General features: G+C 67.2%; 18 protein-coding genes and 1 pseudogene. 5 read left to right on the top strand and 14 right to left on the bottom strand.

Annotation, left to right across the window (positions count from 1 at the left end; genetic code table 11):
• Positions 1-10 precede the first annotated feature (10 nt).
• A complete protein-coding gene (locus IEQ11_RS06200; protein ID WP_191822398.1) occupies positions 11-472 on the bottom strand; it encodes an SUF system Fe-S cluster assembly regulator in 462 nt (153 codons plus the stop codon).
• Between the two features lie 265 nt (positions 473-737).
• Here IEQ11_RS06200 and IEQ11_RS06205 point away from each other — a divergent pair.
• The 5 genes and pseudogenes from IEQ11_RS06205 to IEQ11_RS06225 form a co-directional block, all read left to right on the top strand.
• Positions 738-1,202, top strand: a pseudogene (locus IEQ11_RS06205) (SET domain-containing protein); the annotation flags it as partial.
• 539 nt (positions 1,203-1,741) lie between these two features.
• Positions 1,742-2,527, top strand: coding sequence for a 3-hydroxybutyrate dehydrogenase (locus IEQ11_RS06210; protein WP_046655840.1), 786 nt, complete (start codon positions 1,742-1,744; stop codon positions 2,525-2,527).
• 458 nt (positions 2,528-2,985) lie between these two features.
• Entirely contained in the window at positions 2,986-4,476 is a 1,491-nt protein-coding gene (locus IEQ11_RS06215) for a DUF3734 domain-containing protein (protein ID WP_191822400.1), read from the top strand.
• A 303-nt stretch (positions 4,477-4,779) separates the two neighbouring features.
• Positions 4,780-7,035: a DUF5916 domain-containing protein gene (locus IEQ11_RS06220; RefSeq protein ID WP_191822401.1), complete on the top strand. Its 2,256-nt coding sequence runs from the start codon at positions 4,780-4,782 to the stop codon at positions 7,033-7,035.
• A 286-nt stretch (positions 7,036-7,321) separates the two neighbouring features.
• Positions 7,322-7,798 (top strand): hypothetical protein, encoded by a 477-nt coding sequence (locus tag IEQ11_RS06225; RefSeq protein ID WP_046655843.1) that lies wholly within the window; start codon positions 7,322-7,324, stop codon positions 7,796-7,798.
• Between the two features lie 330 nt (positions 7,799-8,128).
• Here IEQ11_RS06225 and IEQ11_RS06230 read toward each other — a convergent pair whose 3' ends face one another.
• The 13 genes from IEQ11_RS06230 to fusA form a co-directional block, all read right to left on the bottom strand.
• Positions 8,129-10,213 (bottom strand): TonB-dependent receptor family protein, encoded by a 2,085-nt coding sequence (locus IEQ11_RS06230; protein ID WP_191822402.1) that lies wholly within the window; start codon positions 10,211-10,213, stop codon positions 8,129-8,131.
• 294 nt (positions 10,214-10,507) lie between these two features.
• A complete protein-coding gene (locus IEQ11_RS06235) occupies positions 10,508-11,482 on the bottom strand; it encodes a DMT family transporter (RefSeq protein ID WP_191822403.1) in 975 nt (324 codons plus the stop codon).
• 206 nt (positions 11,483-11,688) lie between these two features.
• A complete protein-coding gene (locus tag IEQ11_RS06240) occupies positions 11,689-12,513 on the bottom strand; it encodes an AraC family transcriptional regulator (protein WP_057920987.1) in 825 nt (274 codons plus the stop codon).
• 31 nt (positions 12,514-12,544) lie between these two features.
• Positions 12,545-13,015, bottom strand: coding sequence for a PIN domain-containing protein (locus IEQ11_RS06245; protein WP_191822404.1), 471 nt, complete (start codon positions 13,013-13,015; stop codon positions 12,545-12,547).
• 22 nt (positions 13,016-13,037) lie between these two features.
• Positions 13,038-13,778 carry a hypothetical protein gene (locus IEQ11_RS06250; protein ID WP_191822405.1) on the bottom strand — a complete coding sequence of 247 codons (741 nt, stop codon included), beginning with the start codon at positions 13,776-13,778 and terminating at the stop codon, positions 13,038-13,040.
• A complete protein-coding gene (locus tag IEQ11_RS06255; RefSeq protein ID WP_191822406.1) occupies positions 13,775-14,506 on the bottom strand; it encodes a hypothetical protein in 732 nt (243 codons plus the stop codon). The genes IEQ11_RS06250 and IEQ11_RS06255 overlap by 4 nt, the downstream gene beginning before the upstream one ends.
• A 610-nt stretch (positions 14,507-15,116) precedes the next feature.
• The gene (locus IEQ11_RS06260) at positions 15,117-15,644 is read right to left on the bottom strand and encodes a hypothetical protein (protein ID WP_191822407.1); all 528 of its coding nucleotides are present in this window, start codon (positions 15,642-15,644) and stop codon (positions 15,117-15,119) included.
• A 266-nt stretch (positions 15,645-15,910) separates the two neighbouring features.
• On the bottom strand, positions 15,911-16,627 hold the full coding sequence (locus IEQ11_RS06265; protein WP_191822408.1) for a tellurite resistance TerB family protein: 717 nt from the start codon (positions 16,625-16,627) through the stop codon (positions 15,911-15,913).
• A gap of 177 nt (positions 16,628-16,804) precedes the next feature.
• Entirely contained in the window at positions 16,805-17,461 is a 657-nt protein-coding gene (locus IEQ11_RS06270) for a LysE family translocator (protein WP_191822409.1), read from the bottom strand.
• 206 nt (positions 17,462-17,667) lie between these two features.
• Positions 17,668-18,042 (bottom strand): thioredoxin family protein, encoded by a 375-nt coding sequence (locus IEQ11_RS06275; RefSeq protein ID WP_036110351.1) that lies wholly within the window; start codon positions 18,040-18,042, stop codon positions 17,668-17,670.
• 163 nt (positions 18,043-18,205) lie between these two features.
• Entirely contained in the window at positions 18,206-19,459 is a 1,254-nt protein-coding gene (locus IEQ11_RS06280) for a mechanosensitive ion channel family protein (RefSeq protein WP_191822410.1), read from the bottom strand.
• Positions 19,460-19,511: 52 nt separating this feature from the next.
• Positions 19,512-19,979 (bottom strand): DUF4087 domain-containing protein, encoded by a 468-nt coding sequence (locus IEQ11_RS06285; protein ID WP_191822411.1) that lies wholly within the window; start codon positions 19,977-19,979, stop codon positions 19,512-19,514.
• A 419-nt stretch (positions 19,980-20,398) separates the two neighbouring features.
• Positions 20,399-22,447 (bottom strand): elongation factor G, encoded by a 2,049-nt coding sequence (gene fusA / locus IEQ11_RS06290; protein ID WP_036110345.1) that lies wholly within the window; start codon positions 22,445-22,447, stop codon positions 20,399-20,401.
• Positions 22,448-22,672: the final 225 nt, after the last annotated feature.

Raw genomic sequence — 22,672 nt, forward strand, 5'->3', positions numbered from 1 at the left:
TGCCTACTGTCTAAGCGCCGGCCAGGCGCAGATCGATGCGCTTGGCGGCTGGGTCGTGAGGAAGGGATGCGGTGGGAGCGAGCATTTGAGCCAAGGTGACGTTGCTGAGCGCTTCGATGACCACGTCGTTGATGCGGCGCCAGTTGGCGCGCACGCCGCACTGATTTTCCAGGCCGCAATGGCCTTCGTGGACGCTGCATTCGGTCATGCCGAGCGGGCCTTCCATCGCCTCGACGATCTCGATCAGGCCGATGTCGTCGGCGGCGCGGGCCAGGCGATAGCCGCCGTTGGCGCCGCGGAAGCCTTCGACCAGCCCGGCCTGGGCCAGCGGCTTGAGCACCTTGCTGACCGTGGGCGCTTCCAGACCCGCCCGTTCGGCCAGTTCCGACGCGCTCAGCACGCGATCGGGCCCGGCCGCCAGGACGGTCAGGACGACCGTGGCGTAATCGGTGAGTTTGGTGACGCGGAGCATCGTGGGGAAGCTCGGGATGAATTCGTACCGAAATTGTACGTTTTTATGCCGGCTCGGGCTAGCGGGCGGTTTTGCCCAATTCAGCGGGGTGTTCAGCGCGGGCTCGACGACCCCGGCGCGGGCCGCGGCGGGGCGCCGCGTTGCGGACCGTGGCCGGACGATGGCCGGGCGATCGAAGCAGGTCGCGGAAGAAAGGCGACGGCCGACGATAGCGGCGACCGGCGCGGCAGGTCAGAATGCGCGCTCGTCATTGTTGGGAATCCCCATGCCGCGCAAGATCGCCGCCCGTCGTTCCGCCATCCACGGCAACGGTGTATTCGCCGTCGCCCCGATCGCCAAGGGCGAACGCGTCATCGAGTACAAGGGCCGCCGCCGCAGCCACGAAGAGGTCGATGCCGGCGACACCGGCGACGCCGATTCGGGCCATACCTTCCTGTTCACGCTCAACGACGAGTTCGTGATCGACGCCAACTACGAAGGCAATTCGGCGCGCTGGATCAACCACAGCTGCTCGCCGAGCTGCGAAGCGGTGCTGGAAGAGGACGACGGCGACGACCGCCGCAAGGACCGGGTGTTCATCGAGGCGATCCGCGACATCGCCGCGGGCGAGGAGCTGTCGTACAACTACGGCATCACCCTGGCCGAGAAGCACACCAAGGAACTCAAGAAGATCTGGGAATGCCGCTGCGGCTCGGAAAACTGCACCGGCACGATGCTGCAGCCCAAGAAGGACAAGAAGTCCAAGAAGAAAGACAAGAAGAAGGACAAGAAGAAGGACAAGAAAAAGAAGAAGGACAAGAAGGGCAAGAAGAAGGATTGAGGCAAGCCGGCTCTGCCCGCCGCGGCCGCGAGCCCGGGGCGAGCCAGGTTCTCGAACGTCGCTTCTCGCCGCATCTTTGTCCCAGCGCGTCCTTCTCCCGCCGCGCCGTGCCCTTCTCCCGCCGAGCGGGAGAAGGTGGCCCGAAGGGCCGGATGAGGGCAGGCGACAGCTGGCGTGAAGCCGCCTTGAGCGCTCGGGCCCTCACACCAGCCCTCTCCCGCTGGGCGGGAGAGGGAGCACAAGCAGAGCAAGCGCAGGCATGGCCGGTCAATCATTGACCGCGTACGAAAGTCCGATAGCTCAGCCGCGTCCCGCAACGGGACACTGCGGTGCATCCGCCGCCACGCCGCGATAACACCGGGCGGCGACAATGGCCGCCGGTTCGCCCGCATGGGCCACGTTTTCTTCCCGTCTGTCCTTCCCGCATCGCATTCCAGGAGTTCCTCCGCATGAGCTCGATCCAAGGCAAAGTCGCCGTCGTCACCGGAGCCGCCAGCGGCATCGGCAAGGAAATCGCCCACGAGCTGGCCCGCGCCGGCGCCGCGATCGCGATCGCCGACCTCAACCAGGCCGGGGCCCAGGCGGTGGCCGACGAAATCGTCGGCAACGGCGGCCGCGCCATCGGCGTGGCGATGGACGTCACCGACGAAGCCGCGGTCAACGCCGGCATCGAGCGGGTGGTCGCCGAGCTCGGCGGCATCGACATCCTGGTGTCCAACGCCGGCATCCAGATCGTCAACCCGATCGAGAACTACGCCTTCGCCGATTGGAAGAAGATGCTCGCGATCCATCTCGACGGCGCGTTCCTGACCACCAAGGCGGCGTTGCCGCATATGTACAAGGGCGACAAGGGCGGCACGGTGATCTACATGGGCTCGGTGCATTCGCACGAGGCCTCGCCGCTGAAGTCGGCCTACGTCACCGCCAAGCACGGCCTGCTCGGCCTGTCGCGCGTGCTCGCCAAGGAAGGCGCCAAGCACAACGTGCGCAGCCATGTGGTGTGCCCGGGCTTCGTGCGCACGCCGCTGGTCGACAAGCAGATTCCCGAACAGGCGAAGGAGCTGGGCATCAGCGAGGACGAGGTGATCAAGAAGGTCATGCTCGGCAATACGGTCGACGGTGTGTTCACCACGGTCGAGGACGTGGCGCAGACGGTGCGGTTCCTGGCTGAGTTCCCGAGTGCGGCGCTGACGGGGCAGAGTTTCGTGGTCAGCCATGGCTGGTATATGCAGTAAGGCGGCGTGCGTCCGTGAGTTGATCGCGGCGCCTGCTTTGCCCGGCATTTCCACGAATAAGACATGTGGGGTCGCCTTTGCTCGTCATTCCCCGTGAATGCGAATGTCACAGCGCCTTTGCTCGTCATTCCCGCGAACGCGGGAATCCAGCGACTTTTCGTTGGTCGGAATCGTCGTCATCGGCAAGGCGAAAGTCACTGGATTCCCGCGTTCGCGGGAATGACGGTGATGATAGTTCGCGCTGAAGTCTCTGGATCCCCGCCTTCGCGGGGATGACGAGCACAAGCATCGGGCGACGGACGACGAGATGTCTGGCTTGTCGTCGGAACATGTAGCCCGCAGTCTGAAAGCAGTACCTTCAGGTACCTTTAAACGCGACACCTTTAAAAGCGGCTCCTTCAAAAGCAGCACCTTCGAAAGTGACACCCCGCAGCTCTTCACAGTAAAAGGCGGTCAGCATGGCAACCACGCGCACTCCGACCCGGCGCAATGCCGCTTCTACCGGCGGCGCAAAGCGCGCCAGCGAGTCTGAGCCGGCCAAGCGCGAGCCGGCGCGTCGCGATCCAGCCAAACGCGACCCCAAACCGGCCACCCCTGCGAAGAAAGACCCGCCGGCCAAGGCGCCGGCGCGCAAGGAACCGCCCGCGCGTGCAAGTACGCGCCGCCCAGCCGCCGCTCCTGCCGTCGTCACCGCGCCCGCGGCGAGCAAACGCGCCGTCAAGAGAGCAGCGTTCATCGATCCGGCCGATGCCAACGCCGCGCCCGGCCGCGGCAAGCGCCGGACTCAAACCCACGACACCGCGCCGGTCCTGCCCGACAACATCGCCCTGGTCCTGCAAGGCGGCGGCGCGCTCGGCGCCTACCAGGCCGGGGTCTATCAAGGTCTGTTCGAAGCCGGCATCGCGCCGAACTGGATCGCCGGCATCTCGATCGGCGCGTTCAACACCGCGATCATCGCCGGCAATCCGCCGCAGCGGCGCATGGAGGCGTTGCGCGAATTCTGGGACACGATCTCGCGTCCCTACCTGTTGCCGTCGACCACCTTCGGCCAGGAAGCGCGCTTCGCCGATATCGACGCCGACAGCCGCGCCTGGCTCGACACCTGGGAAGCCTGGCGCGCGATCGTCGAAGGCCAGCACGGCTTCTACCAGCCGCGCGGTTGGCTCGGCCAGGATCCGATGGCGCTGTTCGGCGCGCCGCCGGGGCCGGCGGAGGCGAGTTTCTACGACACCTCGCCGATGATCGCCACGCTCGATCGCATGGTCGACTTCGACCGGCTCAACGACGGCGGCATCCGCGTAAGCGTCGGCGCGGTCAACGTGCGCACCGGCAACCTGGAGTATTTCGACAACACCCAGATGCGGCTGGACGCGCGGCATATCCTCGCCTCGGGCGCGCTGCCGCCGGCGTTTCCGGCGGTCGAGATCGACGGCGAGTTCTACTGGGACGGCGGCCTGGTGTCCAACACGCCCTTGTCGCAGGTGCTGACCGCATCGCCGCGGCGCGACACCCTGGTGTTCCAGGTCGACCTGTGGAACGCGCGCGGCGATCTGCCGCAGAACCTGCTCGACGTGGCCGAGCGGCAGAAGGAAATCCAATACTCCAGCCGCACCCGCCTGATCACCGACACCCAGCGGGTGTTCCAGCATTACCGGCGGCTGCTGCGCGAATTGCTGGAGGAAATCCCCGAGGACGTGCGCAAGACCAATCCCTGGGCGCAGCACGCGGCCGAGCTGGCCTGCGACCGCCGCTACAGCGTGGTCCATCTGATCTACCGCGACCGCGCGCGCATCGGCCACTTCAAGGACTATCAGTTCGGCCGCGTGGCGATGCGCGAGCATTGGCTGTCGGGGCAGAGCGATATCGCGCGCGCGCTGAGCCACCCGGACTGGTTGCAACTGCCGCACGGCGAGTCGGCGTTCGTCGCGCACGACGCCACGGCGCCTTGAGCGCACCGATTCGATCCGGATAGGCAGCGCCGCGATGACAGCGGGCGCGGTTCCGCTCCACGGACGAGCGCGCGAAGTCAGCCGCTGCCGCTGACGTTTGTCACGCAGCGGCCACGCCGCGACCTGAGCCAAGGGCCCATGGCGCTGGGATGCACATGAACGGCCAATGGTTGCCATGACTTACGCCATTTAGCGCACGCTCGTCGCACCGCTAGTCTGCGCGGCGTCGCGGTGCCGTATGCCGCGACTCGATACCGCGACGGGGATGCGTCGCGGGTCGGTTCACCGGCTCGGGGTCGCAGCATGCGCAATCCATTGTTCGTTTCGTTGTCGGCCGCCTGCGCCGTGTTGGCCGCGCCGTGCGCGCAGGCGGTGGAGATCGACGGCCGCATCGATCCGCAGGAATGGAGCCAGGCCCAGCACATCGAGGATTTCCGCCTGACCCAGCCGCTGTCGCGCGAAGCCGCGTCGCAGCCGACCCAGGCCTGGATGATGGCGACGCCCGAAGGCCTGGCGATCGCGTTCCGCAATCAGCAGCCGGCCGGGGTGCCGCGGCTGCGCCAGCACACCGAGCGCGACGGCGACGGCACGGTCGACCGGGTCAACCTATACGTCGACTTCGATGGCGACGGCCGCATGGGCTACAACTTCACCGTGACCCTGGCCAACAGCATCACCGACGCCACCATCACCAGCGAAAACCAGTTCAACAACGACTGGGACGGCGACTGGCGCCACGCCACCAGCGAAGACGACGAGGGCTGGTCGGCGGAGATGCTGATCCCCTGGCATATCGCGCCGATGCGCAAGGCCGACGGCGGCAACCGCACGATCGGCATCCAGCTCGACCGGGTGATCGCCTCAACCGGCGAACGCACCTCGTGGCCGGCGGTGCATTACACCCAGGCGCGCTATCTGTCGGCGTTCAACCGCGTGCAGATGCCGGCCTACGGCCAGACTTTGCTGGCGATCACGCCATACGTGGTCGGCGTGCAGGACGCGGTCAAGCACAAGGGCGACTTCGACGGCGGCCTGGACCTGTTCTGGAAACCCAGCGGCAAGTTCCAGCTCAGCGCGACCTTGAACCCGGATTTCGGCCAGGTCGAAAGCGACGAACTGACCGTCAACTTCAGCGCCACCGAAACCTTCTTCAGCGACAAGCGGCCGTTCTTCACCGAGAACCAGAGCTTCTTCGACGTGCCGTTCGGTTCGTACGGCAGCAACAGCCGCCTGATCTACACCCGCCGCGTCGGCGGCGGCCGCGACGACGGCAAGGGCTCGGGCGACGTGACCGCGGCGCTCAAGCTCAACGGCAGCGCGGCGGGCTTCAACTACGGCTTGTTCGCCGCCAGCGAGGGCGAGGAGGTCGGCCGCGACTTCTACGCCGCGCGCGTCACCCGCGATTTCGCCCGCTTCGGGCTCGGCGCGATGGTTACCCAGGTCGATCGGCCGTTTCTGGATCGCCAAGCCAACGTCTACGAATTCGACCAGCGCTGGACGCCGAACCCGCAGTGGTCGATCCGCGGCGCGGTGGTCGCCTCCGATGTCGAACAGGCCGGGCGCAGTTTCCGCGACAGCGGCGGGCAGGTCCGCATCGATTACGACATGGGCAAGGGCTGGCGCCAGCAGCTGTACGGCCTGCATCTGGGCAAGGACCTGATGCTCAACGACTTCGGTTATCTGGAGCGCAACAACTTCAACTACCTGCGCTACGACCTGGGCCGGCGCGTCACCGATCTGCCGGCCGATTCGGCGTACTCCAGCCACGACTGGCATTACGCGGTGTCGCGCCGCTACAGCGACGACGGCGTGCATATCGCCGATGCGGTATCGATCAACCGCCGCAGCGATCTGCGCAATGGCGGCCGCGAGTTCCTCGAAGCGGCCTTGTGGGGCAGCGGTCACGACGACCTGATTACCCGCGGCCACGGTGTGCTGCGGGTGCCGGCGAAATTGTTTTTGACCTACGAGGGGCTGCGTCCGCGCCAGGGCGACAACCCGTGGTCGCTGTACACCGAAGCCGGCTACAGCGCGGACGGCCTGGGCGGTGTCGACGAAGGCAGGCTGCGTGTGTACCTGGAGCCGAATTACCAGTTCAGCGACCGCATGCTGCTGTTCGCCGGGGTCGAGTACAGCCACAACCCCGACTGGCTGCTGTGGCGTCAGGGCAACCGCGTCGCCAGTTTCCGCTCCGACCTGTTGTCGCTCAACGCCGGCCTGCAATGGTTCATCGACGACAAGCAGGAACTGCGGCTGCGCCTGGAAACCATCGGCGTGGATGCGCGCGCGCGTCAGGCCTATCGGGTCGCCAGCGATGGCCGCGCCCTGGCGGTGGCCGAGGAGATTCCGGATTTCCGCGTGCGCAATCTCGGCTTCCAGGTGCGTTACCGCTACGAACTGGCGCCGCTGTCGTACCTGTACGTGGCCTACGTGCGCGGCGGCGAGATGTTCGAGGAAGGCATGCAGCACGACGGCGTCGGCCGGCAATTCCGCGATGCGTTCGATCTGCGCGACAGCGAGCAGTTGCTGGTGAAGCTGTCGTACCGATTCGAGATTTGATCGCCGTCCGGCGCGTACAACGAACTGGGTTGCAGTATGAAGCTGCCGGCGTCGCCGCGTTTTGGCGCCGGGCGTTTGCGCCGCGTGTGACCGGCTGCATAAGAGCGCAAGCGCCCGGGCGAAAGGGCTTAGGAGTACCGGTTCCGGCGCGTTCGAGGTGGTAGAGATCGCGCCGGCACGCCATCCCCCGACGTGCCGGCGCGCATCGCCGCGGCGGGCAGGCCGTGGTTAATCGGCAGACGTTGCGCGAGGCGCGCCTTTCGGATCTTTCGACAAGGAGCAAGCAATGGATGTTCGCGCAATCCGTATCGCCGCCGCCGCGGCCCTGATCATGGTGGCGTTTTCCGCGGCCGCCGCCGGCGGCAAGGGCGTGACCTGGCGCAAGGCCGGCCACGCCAACGGCGTCGACCACGTGGGCTGCTTCAGTCCCGAGTGCGACGCCTACCAGGGCGACACCGTGTGCTCGGCCCGCCTGCCGGTGTTGTGTCTGAAGCAGGACGGCTCGCCCGCGCCGGTGCCGACCGACTATTACAACGGCTGGGCCAAGGGCAACATCGCGCTGAGCCGCGCGGTGCGCGGCGATTCGTTCGCCACCCGCGCGCAGGCCGATGCGTTCTGCCGCGCCGAGTTCGGCCCGGGCTATCGCATGGCCACGCACCACGACGGCGACGGCGGCTGGAGCTGGCGGGCCTACGGCAACGTCGACGCCAGCACGCGCTTCTGGGTGACGGTGGTCGATCAGCCCAGCAGTTGCTGGAACTGATGCAGGCGCCCGCCGGCCGTGTGGCCGGCGGGTGTTTTTGGTTCCGATGCACTGTCGGGTCAGTTCGAGGGGCGGGCTCTGCTTTGGGATAGGTCGGTGCCGATCAGTGCGTGTGCTTTGGTGGGCGTGGGGGAATTTTTTGCGTGAGGTTGCGTCGTTGTTCGTGGTGTCGCGGTCGCGGCTTGCGCCGCTCCTACAGGGGCTTGCGTGAAGGTTTGTGCGCTACTTGCAGGAGCGGCGCAAGCCGCGACCACGACACCGCATCGACGACGCCACCAACCGATACGCCGCGTTGCCGCGCGAATTCGACCGCCCATCAGCGGACGCCAATCACTCCTTCCGCCACTCCACCCCGAAATACACCGCGCGCCCATCGCCCGGCAAAAAATTACGCCCATCCAACCCGCGCGCGTCGGCGATCACGTTGGTGCTGGCGATCCACTTGCGGTCGCCGAGGTTGCGCGCGTCGGCGAACCACGACCATTGCTTCGCGAGCTTGCCGCCGATGCGCAGGCCGGCGATGGTGTAGCCCGGCGCCTTGAAGCTGTTAGCGTGATCGATGTAGTACGACTGCGGCGTCCATTCCACGCTCGGCGCCAGGTACAGATACTCGCCCGGCGACCAGCGCAATTCGGCGCGCAGTTGTTGCGGTGGCACGCCGGCCAGGTCGTTGTCGCCGTAGACGCGGTCGCCGTCGAAACGGAAATCGTTGTAGAGGTAGTTGGCCGACACGGTCCACTGCGCCGCGGGCTTCCAGCCCAGGCCGAGTTCGATGCCCTGATGCACGGTGCGATCGGCATTGACCGTGCCCAGCGGATTGCCGTTGCCGTCGCTGAGCGAAAGCAGTTCGCCGCGGACCCGCGCGCGGTACACGGCCAGGTCCAGCGACAACGCGTCGCCGTTGAGGCGCAGGCCGATCTCGCCGCTGTCCGCGCGTTGCTTGTCGACCGGGGTGATGCCGGGGCCGCCGCTGAGTTCGCCGAAGCTCGGCGGTTCCAAGCTGCGGCTGAGGTTGGCATAGAGCTGGGCGTGCTCGTCGATCACATAGCGCAGGCCGAGCTTGGGGCTGATGCCGGAATAGTCGGCGGCGAAACTCTCGTCGCGGCCGCCGGTGATGAACCGATCGCGCGAGCGGCGGTCGGCGTCGAGCGCCTGCGCGCCCAGCGACAGCACCCATTGCGGCGCCAGCCAGGTCTGGTTCTCCAGATAGAGTTTGCGATTGCGCGCGCGTTGATCGAAGCGGTTGCTGCGCGCGCCGGCGCGGCCGGCGATGTTGAAGTAACGATCGTCGTCGATGTCGCCCTGGGCGAAGGCGGCGCCGGCGATCAGCACATTGCGCAGGCCCAGCCATTGCGACTGGTGGCGCCAGCGGACATCGATGCCGACGTCGGAACTGTCCTGCTGCAGCACCTGGAAGATCGGGTGGTGCAGCGACTTGTCGGCGTAATAGGCCGACATGGTCAGCGTGCTGCGTTCGGATGCGGCCCAGGCCAGCTTGCCGGCGATGCGGTCGAGGCGATAGTCGCGGCGCTGGTTCAAGGTGAGGTTGCCGGGCGCGGCCCGGCGCGGATCGCGGCGCGACTCGTCGAGGGTCAGATTGCCGGGCAGGGCCGAGCGCGTGTCGACATGGGTCAGGTAGACGCGCGCGTCGAGCGTGTCGCTGAAGCGATAGCCGGCATTGGCGAACAAGCGATAATTTTCCTGTTCGGCATGGTCGCGATAACCGGTTTGATTGATGCCGCTCAGACTCAGATAACCATCGGCGTCGCCGCGCACGCCGGCAAGCGCGATCTGGCCGCGGCGATAGCCGAATGCGCCGGCCTCGGCGCGCAGGGTCGCGGGCGCGGCGTCGTAACCGGTCGGCGAAACGAAGTTGATCGCGCCGCCGAGCGTGGCCGCGCCGAACTCCAGCGCGTTGGCGCCGCGGTAGACCTCGATGTAGCGCGTCGCCAGCGGCTCGACCGCCTGGAAATCGAAACCGCCGTCGGCGAGGTTGAGCGGGCTGCCGTCCTGCAGCAGTTCCAGGCCGCGGCCATGGAAGGTGCGCTGCAGACCCGAGCCGCGGATCGACAGGCGCGCTTCCTCGGCGCCGAAGCGCGGTTGCACGAACACCCCCGGCGCGTAGCCCAATGCATCGGTCAAGGTGCTGACGCGGCCGTCGCGATACGACTCGCCGTCGACCAGAGCGGTCGCGCCGGCGCGCTGGTCCAGACGCGCGCGCGCGGCCTCGGGGCTGTCGACCGCGCGGCCTCGCGCGTAGCGACCCAGGACGCGAACCGTGCCGAGCGTTTTTGCCGATGCATCGTCGGGCGTCGGCGCCGCATCGGACTGGGCGACGCCGTCGAAGGCGAATGCATCCAAGGCGACGGCGCTCGCCAATGCGAGCGCGGCGATACGAAGTGTGACGATGCGCATGAGGGGGTAATCGCAGGCTGAAAGCCGGGAAGCTTAGGCGGCGTTTTTCGCGCCCGAGTGCGGCATATCGCCGCAGTGGGGCATGACGGCTTGCGATGGCCGTTGCCGCGTTGCTTGGACGTTTTCAGTGGTTGCGGATGCCGCGTCCCCGTTCGATGCGCGACGATTTTCGTAATGCGTCGGTCACCATCCGCGATCACGCGTTGCAATGTACGACGCACGCGATCGAAGCCGACACCCATGCGGCGACGACAAGCCGCTCAAGATCCAACCGTCACCGATCTTTCCGACCACTCACGCCGCATCGCCCACCGATGCCGCTTGCGCATGCACCGGCTTGACCCGCAGCGCCCAGATCACCCCGGCAATCAACAAACCGACGCCGACCAGCGTCAACGGCTTCGGCATCTGGCCGCGCAGGATGAAGGTGTAGCTCAACGCCGCCAGGGTTTCGAACACGATCAGTTGCCCAGCCAGCGCGGTCGGCAAGCGCTGACTGGCCTGGTTCCAGCACAGGGTGCCGACCCACGAGGCGAACAAGCCGATCGTCGCCATCAAACCGATGAAGAACGCCGGACGCGGCCCGAACGGCATCGCGAACGATGCGCCGCTCGCGCTCATGTACAGCCACAGCGCGATGTAGCCGAGCAAGGCCAGCGGCAGGATCGCCACCCCTTGCGCGGTGGCCCAGGTGCGTGGGTTGCGGCCGGGATGCGCGCGCAGCCAGTCGGCGTTGCGCAGCGGATACCAGGTCCAGCAGGCGACGCCGCCGAGCGCGAGCAGCGCGCCGACCGCGTAACGGCCCAGGTCGGCGTTGGCGTCGGCGCGCAGCGCTTCGAGTTCGACTTGATTGACGCAAGCGATGCCCAGCGCGATCAGCAGCAGCGATGGCGCCAGCCGCCGCCACGGCAGGCGGCCGTCGCGTTTGCTGTCGCGCAGGTTGGCGCTGATCGCGATCACCACCGGCAAGGTGCCGATGATCATGGTCGGCAGCGGGCCGCCGGCGCGCTGGATCGCGCTGGCAAGGCACAGGTAATAGAGCAGGTTGCCGATCGCCGACAGCTTCAACGCTTCGATCCAGTCGGCGCGGGTGAGCTGACGCAAGGCGCCGCGGTCGAGCCAGGCCAGGGGCAGGGCGATCAGGCCGAAGGCGAGATAGCGCCCGACCGATTGCAGCGCGGCCGGGTATTCGGGCAGCAGCAGCGGGCCGATGAAGACCAAGCCCCAGATCAGGCCGGCGAGCAGGGCGTAAAGGGTTCCTAGCAGCATGCGCGCAGTGTGGCGGGCGGCGATGGCGGGGTCTTGTAGCAGATTGCGGTTTGGCGGGTCGCGGGTTGGCGGGTTGGCGTCGCGGGCGCGGTGGCGTGGTCGCGGCTTGCGCCGCTCCTACAGGGGCTTGGGTGAAGCTTCGTGTGCCGAGTGTAGGAGCGGCGCGAGCCGCGACCGCGTCATCGCGACAACGCCGTTGCCAACCGTCAGCCGCGAATCTGTTTCTGATACCGCGCCGGCGTGATGCCGTAGCGGCGCGAGAAGGCGCGAGTGAGGTGCGCCTGATCGGTCAGGCCGGTGTCGGCGGCGATGCCGGCCGGCGCGGCGCCCGCGGCGAGCAGGCGCTTGGCCTGATACAGACGCAGCGCCATCAGCATCTGCTGCGGAGTGACGTGGTACTGCGCGCGGAACCGGCGCAGAAAATGGAACGGACTCAGGCCGGCGATCGCGGCGAGTTCGTCCAGGGTGATCCGTTCGGCCAGATGCGCGCGCAGGTAGTCGATCACGCGGTCGAAGCGATGCGCCGGTTCGTCGCGCGCGCGCCGCGGGATGCGCGCGTGATCGCGGAATTCGCCGAGCAGCGCATGCAGCTGGCTGTCGAAATCCAGCGGTTCGCATGCTCGCCACAGACCATCCAGGCGCGCGGTGATGCGGCGCGCGCGCAGCGGGTCGTGCTGCACGGCCTGATCGAACCACCAGCCGGCTTCGCCGGTGATCTCGTCGGCCACGTCGGGGTCGACGTAGATCATGCGGTAGCGCCAACCGCCTTCGGTTTCGGCGCGGCCGGTGTGCAGCACATCGGGGTTCATCAGCACCAGCGAGTCGGGCGGCGCCAGATGATCGCTGCCGCGGTAGCGGAAGCGTTCGACCCCGGACTCGATCGCGCCCAGGCCGTAGGCCTCGTGGGTGTGCGGTTCGAAGGCGTGGCGGACGATGTGCGCGCGGTACAGCTCGATGCCGCGGCGATGCGCCGGCTGGCGGAATTCGGCCGCGTCGAAGGCATCGACGAATTGGGCGGGTACGCCTTGCATGCGCCGAGTATGGCATGCGTCCGCGCGGGCTTCAGGCAGGCGTGGCGGTGTCGCCGCGTAAATTCCGCAGGGCGACCCAGGCGCGCGCGGTCAGGATCTCGAACAGGCCGGCGCGCGCGGTGCGGCGGCCGAGCACCAGCAGCGCATGGTCGCGGGTGAGCAGCCAGCGCGCGTTCGCCGCCAGCGCCAGTTCGAGGAATTTCTGATCGTCCGGATCGGCGCAGCGGGGCAGGGCGACGGTCTGAGCATCGGCGTCGTGCGCCAGCACCCGCAGCCAGCGGTCGTAGTCGAGCAGGCTGCGTTCGCGCGCGGCCGGGTCGAGCTTCAATTGCGGATAGGTCAGCACGCGTTGCCATTCGGCGCGGCATTCGGTGTCGGTGACCGCTTCGATCGCGCCGCTATGCAAGGCTTCGAGCAAGGGCGCCAGATCCGGCGCCTGGAACGCGAACAGGTCCAGGCAGACATTGCTGTCGAGGACGATGCGCGGTGGCTGCGCGCTCATGCGCGGGCGGCCGTGGCGAGGCTCAAAGATCGTCCTCGCCGGGAAACGACACGCTGAGTTCTTCGACCCGCAGCAACTCGCCCTGCCTGGGGAACTTGGGATCGTCGCTGGCGTAGTCCGCGTCGCTGGACGGCACCGCGTCGGCTTGCATGGACGGGTCGGGCACTTGGCCCAGGCGCGCGCCGCGCATCACCGGATCGCCGTCGCGGCTGGCGAGCTTGCCGCCGTTCCAGTCGGTGATGGTGCCGCCGTAATCCCAGCCCATGCCGCTGAAGCGGATCGGTTTGCCGTTGAGCCGTACCAGTTCGCTCAGGCGCATGCCCATGACGATGCCGTTGTCGAGGCGCCAGCGGGTGTCGGGTTCGCGCACGCTCACGAAAGCCAGGCCGCGTAGTTGCTGTTCGTCCTGGTAGTGCAGGACGGCGCGGCGAGTGGGGTCGTCGGCGAACAGGATCACGCCGCGGAATTCCTCGCCTTCGGGGCCGGGCATGTGGTCGTCGATGCGGACATTGGCGGCGCCGAATAGTTGCTTCAGGCGCTCGGGTCCGACATCGGGTGCGAGCGCGCCGGGCAGAACGTAATCGGACACCACTTGGGCCGCGGGTTCGGCCGCGATCGAAGGTGCGGCTTGCGCGGGTGCCGCAGGCGATGGCGTGGCCTTGACGGCAGGCGCGGGTTGCGGCGTCGCGGCCTGCCGCTCGCACGCGCCCAGCAGCGCGCACAGGCTCAGCGCGATCGCAGCGCGCGACGCGGCGAGGTTCATGGCTTGACTTCGCGAATATCGGCGCTGCCGATCCGCCACGCGCGCTGCGCGTCGCTGGCGCCGTCGACCACCGCGCGGCGCAGGGTGTAAGCGCCGACGTACTTGTGCTGACTGCCGTCGCGCTGGGTCGAGGCGATCGCGACCGGCACTTCGATATAGCGCTGGCCGGCGCCGGCATCGATGCGACCGGGCGGCATCACTTCGACCGAGACGCCGGCGGTTTCGGCGAAACCGTCGGCGAACTGCTGCGGGGTCTGTCCGCTGGCGCGGCCGCCGTCGGACCACAGCGCGTAGGCGCGTTCGAAGTTCTTGCCGTTGATCGCGGCGTAGTAATCGCGGATCACGGCGACCGCGTCTTCGGCGCTGGGTTCGGCGGGCGTGGCCGGCGGCGCATTGGGATCGGCCGGCGCGGCGATCGGCAAGGTGCCGTCGACCGGCAGCGCGGCCGGGTCGGTGGGCTCGACCGGCGCGATCGGGTTGCCGTTTTCGTCCAGCGCCGGCGGCGCGTTCGGGTCGACCTCGGGCATGCCGATCTGGCCGGGGCCGGGGCGGTCGGGCATGCCGGTCACGCCGCCGCGGCTCGCGCCTTCGGGTGTCGGCAGGGATTGACCGGGCTCGCCTTCGCCGCCGCCGTCCGCGGCGGTGCCTTTGTCCTTGCAGCCCGTCATCAGCCACAGCGGACAGGTCAGGACGGCGATCAGGGCAATCAACGGGCGAGACGGGCGCATGGCGGAGTCCGAGGCGGTTGGGAGCGCGATCGGTTTCGATCATGCCTGTTCGATCAGGCCGGCGCGCGATCGAACGAGTGTATAGGCGTAACCGCGATGTCGGCGACGTGCCGGAAGTTGCTGGCTGGGGGCGGCTCAGTTAGATGGATGTGGGCTGACTTGGGGGGATTGGGTCGCGGCGGGATTCGAGCTTGGGAGCGGCGGAGGGTGTTTGGGTGTGTGGCCGGGGCTTGCGTCGGTGCTTGGTGAAGATAAAGAGCAAAAGCAAAAGCAAAAGCAAAAGCAAAAGCGAAAGCAAAAGCGAAAGCGAAAGCAAAAGCGAAAGCAAAAGCAAAAGCGAATCCCCCCTGCCCCCCTTTTCCAAAGGGGGGAACAGCAAGAGCGGGGCGCTGCGCATCGCGTCAACGGATCGAGCCAGAGAGTCGAGTCAGAGAATCGAGCTAGAGAATCGAGCAAGGGAGTCGAGCAAGGGAGTCGAGCCGACAGATCGAATCTGATCGCGACCTCGGACCCACCTTCCCGCAGTTGCTTTTCCCCCCTTTGGAAAAGGGGGGCAGGGGGGATTCGCTTTTGCCTTGCGCTTTTACGACCACACAATCAAGCGCACAACTCAGCGCAACACCACCGCGATCGACACCCCGATCAATTCCCAACGCCGATCCACCGGATTGCGCTTCATCCGATACCAACCCTTGTAACGGCGGTTTTCGCCATCCTGCAGGCTCACCCGCAGGTCGACCGGAATTTCCAGCAGCTCAGGCTGGGGTTCCTGATCGATCTGCTTGGGCGTGTCGTTTTCGATGCGGATCGCGCGCAGGTTGTCGAGCGCGCGCAGGTCGGCTTCTTCGTTGCCGCGCGGCAGGCGCTGGTAGGCCCAGTGCTTGTCGGCTTCCTCGCGTTTGCCGCTGCCGAGTTTCTGCAGGTACTGGTGAAGTTCGTTGACCGCGTCGGTCATCGCGTCCAGGCGCTGCTGGCTTTGCGCCTGGGCGCGCTGCGCGGCGGCCGCCTGGGCGCGGGTTTGCGCGTCGTCGGGCGCTGGCGCCGCGGGCGGCGCGACCGCGACGTCCGGGTCGGGTTGGCGTTGGCAGGAGCAGCCGACGAAGCTCAATGCGAGCAGGGCGGGGATCAGCAGGCGCATCGGCGAAGTCCATTCAACCCGGCTGCACGATTACAGCCGCAGGCGATGCTAGCGTCTGCAGGCCGCGTGCGGGAAGCCGCGGCGGCACGGCTGGGCCTGAAGCGGATGCGGCGTCGCAAAAGCGGCCGTGGGCGCGGCGATCGTCATCGGGTCGACGGCGACGATGCCGGTGCCGGATCGGTTCTGGGTACTGACGCGATCGCATGCGTCCGCCCGCGGCGCGGACGCATGCGACGGCATTAGGCTAGAGCGAGCGCCCGCGCCGGTCAGGCCTGCGCGTCGCGCAGCTGCTGTTCCAGACGGGCCTTCAAGGCATCGTCGATCTTGAGCTGGCGCGCCAGTTCGTCCAGATACGCGCGCTCCATATAGGTCTGATCGTCGGTCGCGAGCAGGCTGGCCAGGTACATCTCCGCGCCGATCTCCGGGGTGGTCGCGGCGCGCGCGACTTCGGCCGGGTCCAGCGGCTTTTCCAGTTCGTCGTGCAGCCAGCGGCGCAGTTCCGGATCGCCGTCGATGCGGGTGAATTCGCCCTCGATCACTTCGCGCTCGCGCGCGTCGATGTGGCCGTCGGCCTTGGACGCGGCGACCAGCGCCTTGAGAATAGCCTGGCTGTGCAGCTCGGCCTGCGGCGGCGGCAGGCGATCGACCGTCTGCGGCTCGGCCGTGCTGTCGCCCTGCTGACGGCGGTAGTCGCCATAGGCCTTGTAGGCGAGCACGCCGACCGCGGCGACGCCGCCGTACAAGGCGATCTTGCCGGCGTGCTTGCGCAGTTTCTTGTTGCCCAGCAACAGGCCCAATGCGCCGCCGGTCAGTGCGCCCTTGCCGAAGTCGGCATTGAGTAGACCGCGTTTTTCCTCTTTCTTCTCGTCGCCTTGGTAACGCACCGGCGGCTTGCCGCCGCCGAGCAGGCCGTCCAGGCCGCCTGCGCCGAGGCTGTTCTGCGCGGTCTTCAACAACTGGTCGAGAAAGCCATGGGTCTTCATGCGGTTCGCTCCGTAGCGAGGTCGTGATCGAGGTCGTGATCAAACGACCTATGGGCCACGACGCCGGCCTTCAAGGCGGGCACGGCCGGCGACGCCTCGCCACAGCGTTGACGTACATCCGCGATTCAAGCTCGCGCGATGCGGCTGATCGCCCTGGCTTGATCCACCGCGCGCGCCTCAGCCGCGTTGCTGCACCGCAAGACGCAGACCGAGCGCGATGAACACGCTGCCGGTCAGGCGCTCCTTCCAGCGGCCGCCGCCGGTGGCGAAACGGCGGCCGAAGCGGCCGACCGCGAAGCTCAGCATCAGGCTGTTGAGCATGCCGATCATCGACAGCAACGCGCCGAGCACCAGGAACTGCAACCACACCATGCCGCGCTCGGGATGCACGAACTGCGGCAGGAAAGCGAGGAAGAACAAGGCGATTTTGGGATTGAGCACGCCGGTCACGACCGAACGCAGATAGACATGGCGGGCCGACACGCGCGCCGTCGCCGGCAAGGCCTCGGCGACCGGCTCGGCCGTCGCGTCGGCCGGCGCCGGCGCCGGCGCGCTGCGCCATGCCTTGATCCCGAGCCAGATCAGATATGCCGCGCCGGCGTACTTGAGCACTTCGAAGGCCAGCGCCGAGGTCGCCAGCAACGCCGACAGCCCGAGCCCGGCGGCGAGCGCGTGGATCAGTGTCGCCGTTTCCAGCCCGAACGCGGCCTGCACCCCGCGCGCGGTCCCGCCGGCTGCGCTCTGGGCGATGATCCAGGCGGTGCCGGGGCCGGGAATGAACACCAGCACGGCGGCGGCGATCAGGTAGGCGGTAAGGGTGGCGGTGTCGAACATGGCGGCGGCGGGCGAGGGACAGGACCGCAGTCTGCGCCGCCGCGATGGCAGCCGCCAAGTCCCGCGCGATCGCATCGGCGCGAGTGGGTGTTGCGCGTTTGCGTCGAGGTCGACCCGGTTGTCCCGATGACGTCGGGCGCGAGGCGATGATCAGGCCGAATGCTCGGGCGTGGATCGGCCTTAGAGATTGTTTCGATCGAGCAGGCCTATGCCGGCGACTGACTCTGGATCTTCTCGATCGCCGACACGAAGGCCTCGGTGCCGGGCCACTGACCGATCCGTCCGAGCTTCTTGCTTCCGCGGAACACCAGGAACGCCGGAATGCCATGCAGGCCGAAACGCGTGCCCATCGCCGGATCTTCGTAGACGTTGTCGTGCAGCCACTCCACGTCCGGCCAGCTGAAGCGCTCCTGCGCGAGCAGCATCTGGCCCTTGGCGACGTCGCAGTTCGGACAGTCCTTGCCCCACAGGAACAGGATGCGCAGATGGCCGTCGTCGGGCAGGAATTCGTCCAGCCGCGCTTCGCGCACCAGCTTCATCGGAAACTGCCAGAAGAACCGCGGGTGGGTGGTTTCGGTCACCCGCGAATCCTACTCCCCGCACACGCCGCGCGGTGGCGGCCGATGCACCGTTCATCGCGACGCTGCGTTGCGATGGCGTAGTTCGGCCGTGTGCGTCGGCGGGGCGTGCCGGCGGCGCCGCGGGTTCATCGTGCCGCGATCGGCGCGAGCCCGATGCCGCCGATCACTGCGCGACCAAGTGCACCGCGTTCTTGCGAAACGCCGCGAGCACCGCGTCGTAGGTGTCGGAGATGACATTGTGCTGGCCGTTTTCCGGGTCGTTGATCCAGAAGTGGCCGTCGAGCTGGATGCCCTTGTCGTTGACGCCGGTGATGTACATATGCGGCGGCGGTTGCTGCAGTACGCGCGGCTGCGCGGTCATCGCCTCGACGAACAGGGTGCGGGCCAGATCGAGGTCGACGTCGCCCTTGACCAGCACCCCGCAGACCAGGCGCAGATTACGGTCGGACCAGGACTGGTTGACGATCACGTTGCTGGTCAGGCTGTCGTTGGGGACGATGGCCTCTTCGCCGTCGCGGGTGCGGATCATGGTGTAGCGCACGGTCATGCGGGTGACCCGGCCGACGATGTTGTTGGTCGCGATGTTGTCGCCGACCCGCACGGATTGTTCGAACAGCACGATCAGGCCGCTGATGTAGCTCGCGGCGAGCCGTTGCAGGCCCAGGCCCAGGCCGATGCCGAGCGCGCCGCTGAACGCGGCCAGCGCGGTGAGGTTGATGCCGCTGATCGAGAAGATCACCGCGGTCGCGGTGATCCACACCGCCACGCTGAAGATCCGCGATAGCGCCAGCACGAAATTGGGCTGCAAGGTGCGGCTGCGGCGCAGCAGGTTGGTGATGGTCTTGTCGCCCCACAGCGCGATGATCGCGATCACCACGCCGACCACCAGGCCCCTGACCACGCCCTCGCTGGACAGGTTGATGCCGCCGAAGCTGAGCTTGGCCGAATACAGCTTGGCGATCAGCGCGCTGCGGTCCTTGAACACGGCGAACACCACGGCCAGCCACGACACCACCGTGGCCAGTCGCAGCATGACCCGCAGCAGCATGGTCGGGCGGAACAGCAGCTCCACCACCGCGCCGATCACGCGGATGATCACGAACAGGAACAGCAAGGTGCCGGCCAGGCCGATCAGCGGATTGTCGAAGCTGCCGCCGATCAGGCTGATCGCGCCCAGGCTCAGCAGCATGATCAGCGGCATGCACAGGTATTCGACCAGGATCAGCAGGACCGGGCGCTGATGGCCCAGCTTGAGTTTGATCTTGCGCGTGACCAGCACCGCGACCGTCAGCGCGGCGAGCAGCACCAGCACGGTGACGATCAGGTCGGTCGGATTGGACACCACGTCCAGGGCATCGGACACGATCTCGGCCAGTTCGGGGTCGGTCTCGAGGGAGGGCTTGGCGTTGACGGTCATCGGTTCGGTGGTCGGCGGATCGATCGGAGAGGGTGACAGGTCCGGGCGCGAATCAATCGCGCGGTTCGCTGAGCTTGCGATCGCGGCGGCATTGGCTCAGGGGTTTGCCCTGCGAGGACACGATCCTGGTGATCAGCATTTGCGCACGATCGGTTTTGACCTTCATGCAGGCGCAGCCGTAACCGTAGCCGCGCGGGTCGCCTTCTCCTCCGGCCGGCACCCATTCCTTCTCGGCCCTGGGCGGCGGCCAGTCGCCGTCGGCCTGATGGCCGCCCTGTATCGCTATGGTCCATTCGCCGTCGCGATCGATCAGCCAGGCATTGCCGGGGCTTGGGTTGACGAACCACCCGCAGCGGTTCTCGACGGCCGGGCCCTTCGCAGCGGTTTTTCCCCAGACGGCGCCGGGCAGTACGACGAGCCAGAGCGTCAGGCAGGCGCCGAGGATCGCGCGCCGATGCGCGCTGCGTGGATCGCGCAGGTTCGGACGGGTCGGGCTGTGGCCGGGGGCGTTGTGCGGCATCGCGGTGTCCTTCGGGTCGATGTCTTTCGATGGTAACGAGGTAGGCGGCCGGGTGTGAGCCTGGCCATCGCGATTGTTCGGGCTGGAGTGTGATGGCGGGGGAAATGTCGTGGTGGGATTCGCGACGCGGCTGCGCGGCGAACTGAGCGCAGAGCGTCGAGGTTGAAGCCCCTCCCACAAAAGATCTGGCTGCGGCGTGGTGAGTGGTTATTGCGACGCGAGTGAGCCATTGGGTTCTCGCTGGGAGTCCGCAAGACCCATGGGCCGCCGAAAGGTTTGTTGTGGGCGGGGTTGAAACCCATTCCCCAAAAGATTGCGCGGGTATCGACGTCTTTAGTGGGGCGAATCCTCAGGCCCGATCGCCCGTCGCGGCGATCGGACCTGCACGGCAGCAGAACCCATGCCCTTGCCGCCAGACTTCAGTCTTCCTCATGCCGAGGTTTATAGGCCTCGACCAGTTTCTGCTGCACGTGCCCCGGCACCGGTTCGTAGTGACTGAAATCCAGCGAGTAGCGGCCGCGTCCGGCGGTGACCGACTTGAGTTCGGCCGCATAGCCTTCCAGCTCCGACAACGGCACCTGCGCGCGCACCACGATCTCGCCGCCGCGCATGCTGTCGGTTCCGCTGATGCGCGCGCGCTTGCTGGCCAGGCCGCCGCTGATGTCGCCCATGTGCTGCTCGGGTGCGTTGACCTCCAGTTCGACGATCGGTTCGAGCACCTGCGGCCGCGCCTTGCCGATCGCGTCGAGAAAGGCTTTCTTGCCGGCGGCGACGAAGGCCACTTCCTTGCTGTCGACGCTGTGGTATTTGCCGTCGTACACGATCACCCGCACGTCCTGCAGCGGATAACCGGCGACCGCGCCGTCGTGCAGCACCTGGCGCACGCCTTTTTCCACCGCCGGCAGGAACTGACCCGGGATGGTGCCGCCCTTGACCTCGTCGACGAATTCGAAGCCGCCGCCGCGCGGCAAGGGTTCGACCCGCAGGAACACTTCGCCGAACTGGCCCGCGCCGCCGGTCTGTTTCTTGTGGCGATGATGGCCTTCGGCCTTGCCGGCGACGGTTTCGCGGTAGGCGATGCGCGGCGGCCGCACTTTGACCTCCACGGCGTACTTGTCCTTGAGCCGGTCGATGTTGATGCGCAGGTGCAGGTCCGACAGACCGCGGATCACGGTTTCGTTGGTTTCGGTTTCGTGTTCGACATGGAAGCAGGGATCTTCCTCGGCCAGCTTGTGCAGCGCGGTGGCGAGTTTTTGTTCCTGGCCCTTGCTGGCCGCTTCGACTGCCAGGCCGAACATCGGCCGCGGGAAATTCAGCGGCGCCAGATGGATATGGTCTTCGTCGTGGCTGTCGTGCAGCACCGCGTCGAAATGCAGCTCGTCGACCTTGGCCACCGCGGCGATGTCGCCGGGGATGGCCTGTTCGATCTCGACGTGGTCCTTGCCCTTGAGCTTGAACAGATGCCCGACCTTGAACGGCTTCTTGCCGTCGTCGACGAACAACTGGGTGTCCTTGCGCACGGTGCCCTGATAGACGCGAAACACGCCGAGCTTGCCGACGAAGGGATCGTTGACGATCTTGAACACGTCGGCGATCACGTGCGCCTTGGCGTTGGGCACGGCCAGGATCGGTTTGGCGTCCTCGCCGATGCCCTTGAGGAACGGCGGCGCATTGGCTTCGCCCGGATGCGGGAACAGGTGCTCGGCGACATCGAGCAGCTCCTTGACTCCGACGCCGCTGCGCGCCGAACAGAACAGCACCGGCACCAGATGGCCTTCGCGCAGGCATTGCTCGAAAGCGTTGTGCAGTTCCTCGCCGGACAGCCCGCCTTCGCCGAGGTCGAGGTAATGCTCCATCACCGTCTCGTTGATCTCGACCACCTGGTCGATGATTTTCTGATGCCAGTCGGCGACCGGGCCGAGATCGCTGTCGCCCTGGTTCGCGCCGAAGCAGTCGATCACGCTCTGGCCGCGTTCGGCCGGCAGGTTCAGCGGCAGGCATTCGGGACCGAAGCTTTCGCGGATGGCGTCGAGCACGCGCGCCGGGTCGGCGCCTTCGTGATCGATCTTGTTGACCACGATCGCCCGGCACAGGCCGCGCGCCTTGGCGTGTTCCATCATCCGGCGGGTGCCGTAGGCGACGCCGCTGTCGGCATCGACCACCACCGCCACGGTTTCCACCGCGGCCAGCGCCGACAGGGTGGGGCCGCGGAAGTCGGGATAGCCGGGGGTATCGATCAGGTTGACGTGGATGCCGGCGTGGTCGGTGCTGGCGATCGCAGCGTCGATGGAGTGGCCGCGCTGCTTCTCGATCGGGTCGAAATCCGACACCGTGCTGCCGCGTTCGATGGTGCCTGCCGTCTGGACTGCGCCGCCGGCCTGCAGCAGGGCTTCGAAGAGCGTGGTTTTGCCGGCGCCGGGGTGGCCCGCGAGGGCCACGTTGCGAATCGATTCTGTGCTGTAGGACATGAGCGGACTTCTCCCTGTTGATTGCCCGCGGGCAAAGGGTGGGAAGGCCGTCATGGCTGTCCGCGCTGCGCGCCCGAGCGTGGCGCTCGGCGGGCGGTCATGGCGGGCCGGCGGGTCGCCGGGAATCACAGACTCCCGCAGGCGGCAGGGGCGGTCAAGCCCGGTCGCTCGAAGCGCGCACTGTTTGGCGGTTGTGCGTGTTGCGTTGCGGCATGGGGCGGGGAG

The organism is Lysobacter capsici (assembly GCF_014779555.2).
Taxonomy (GTDB): Bacteria; Pseudomonadota; Gammaproteobacteria; order Xanthomonadales; family Xanthomonadaceae; genus Lysobacter; species Lysobacter capsici.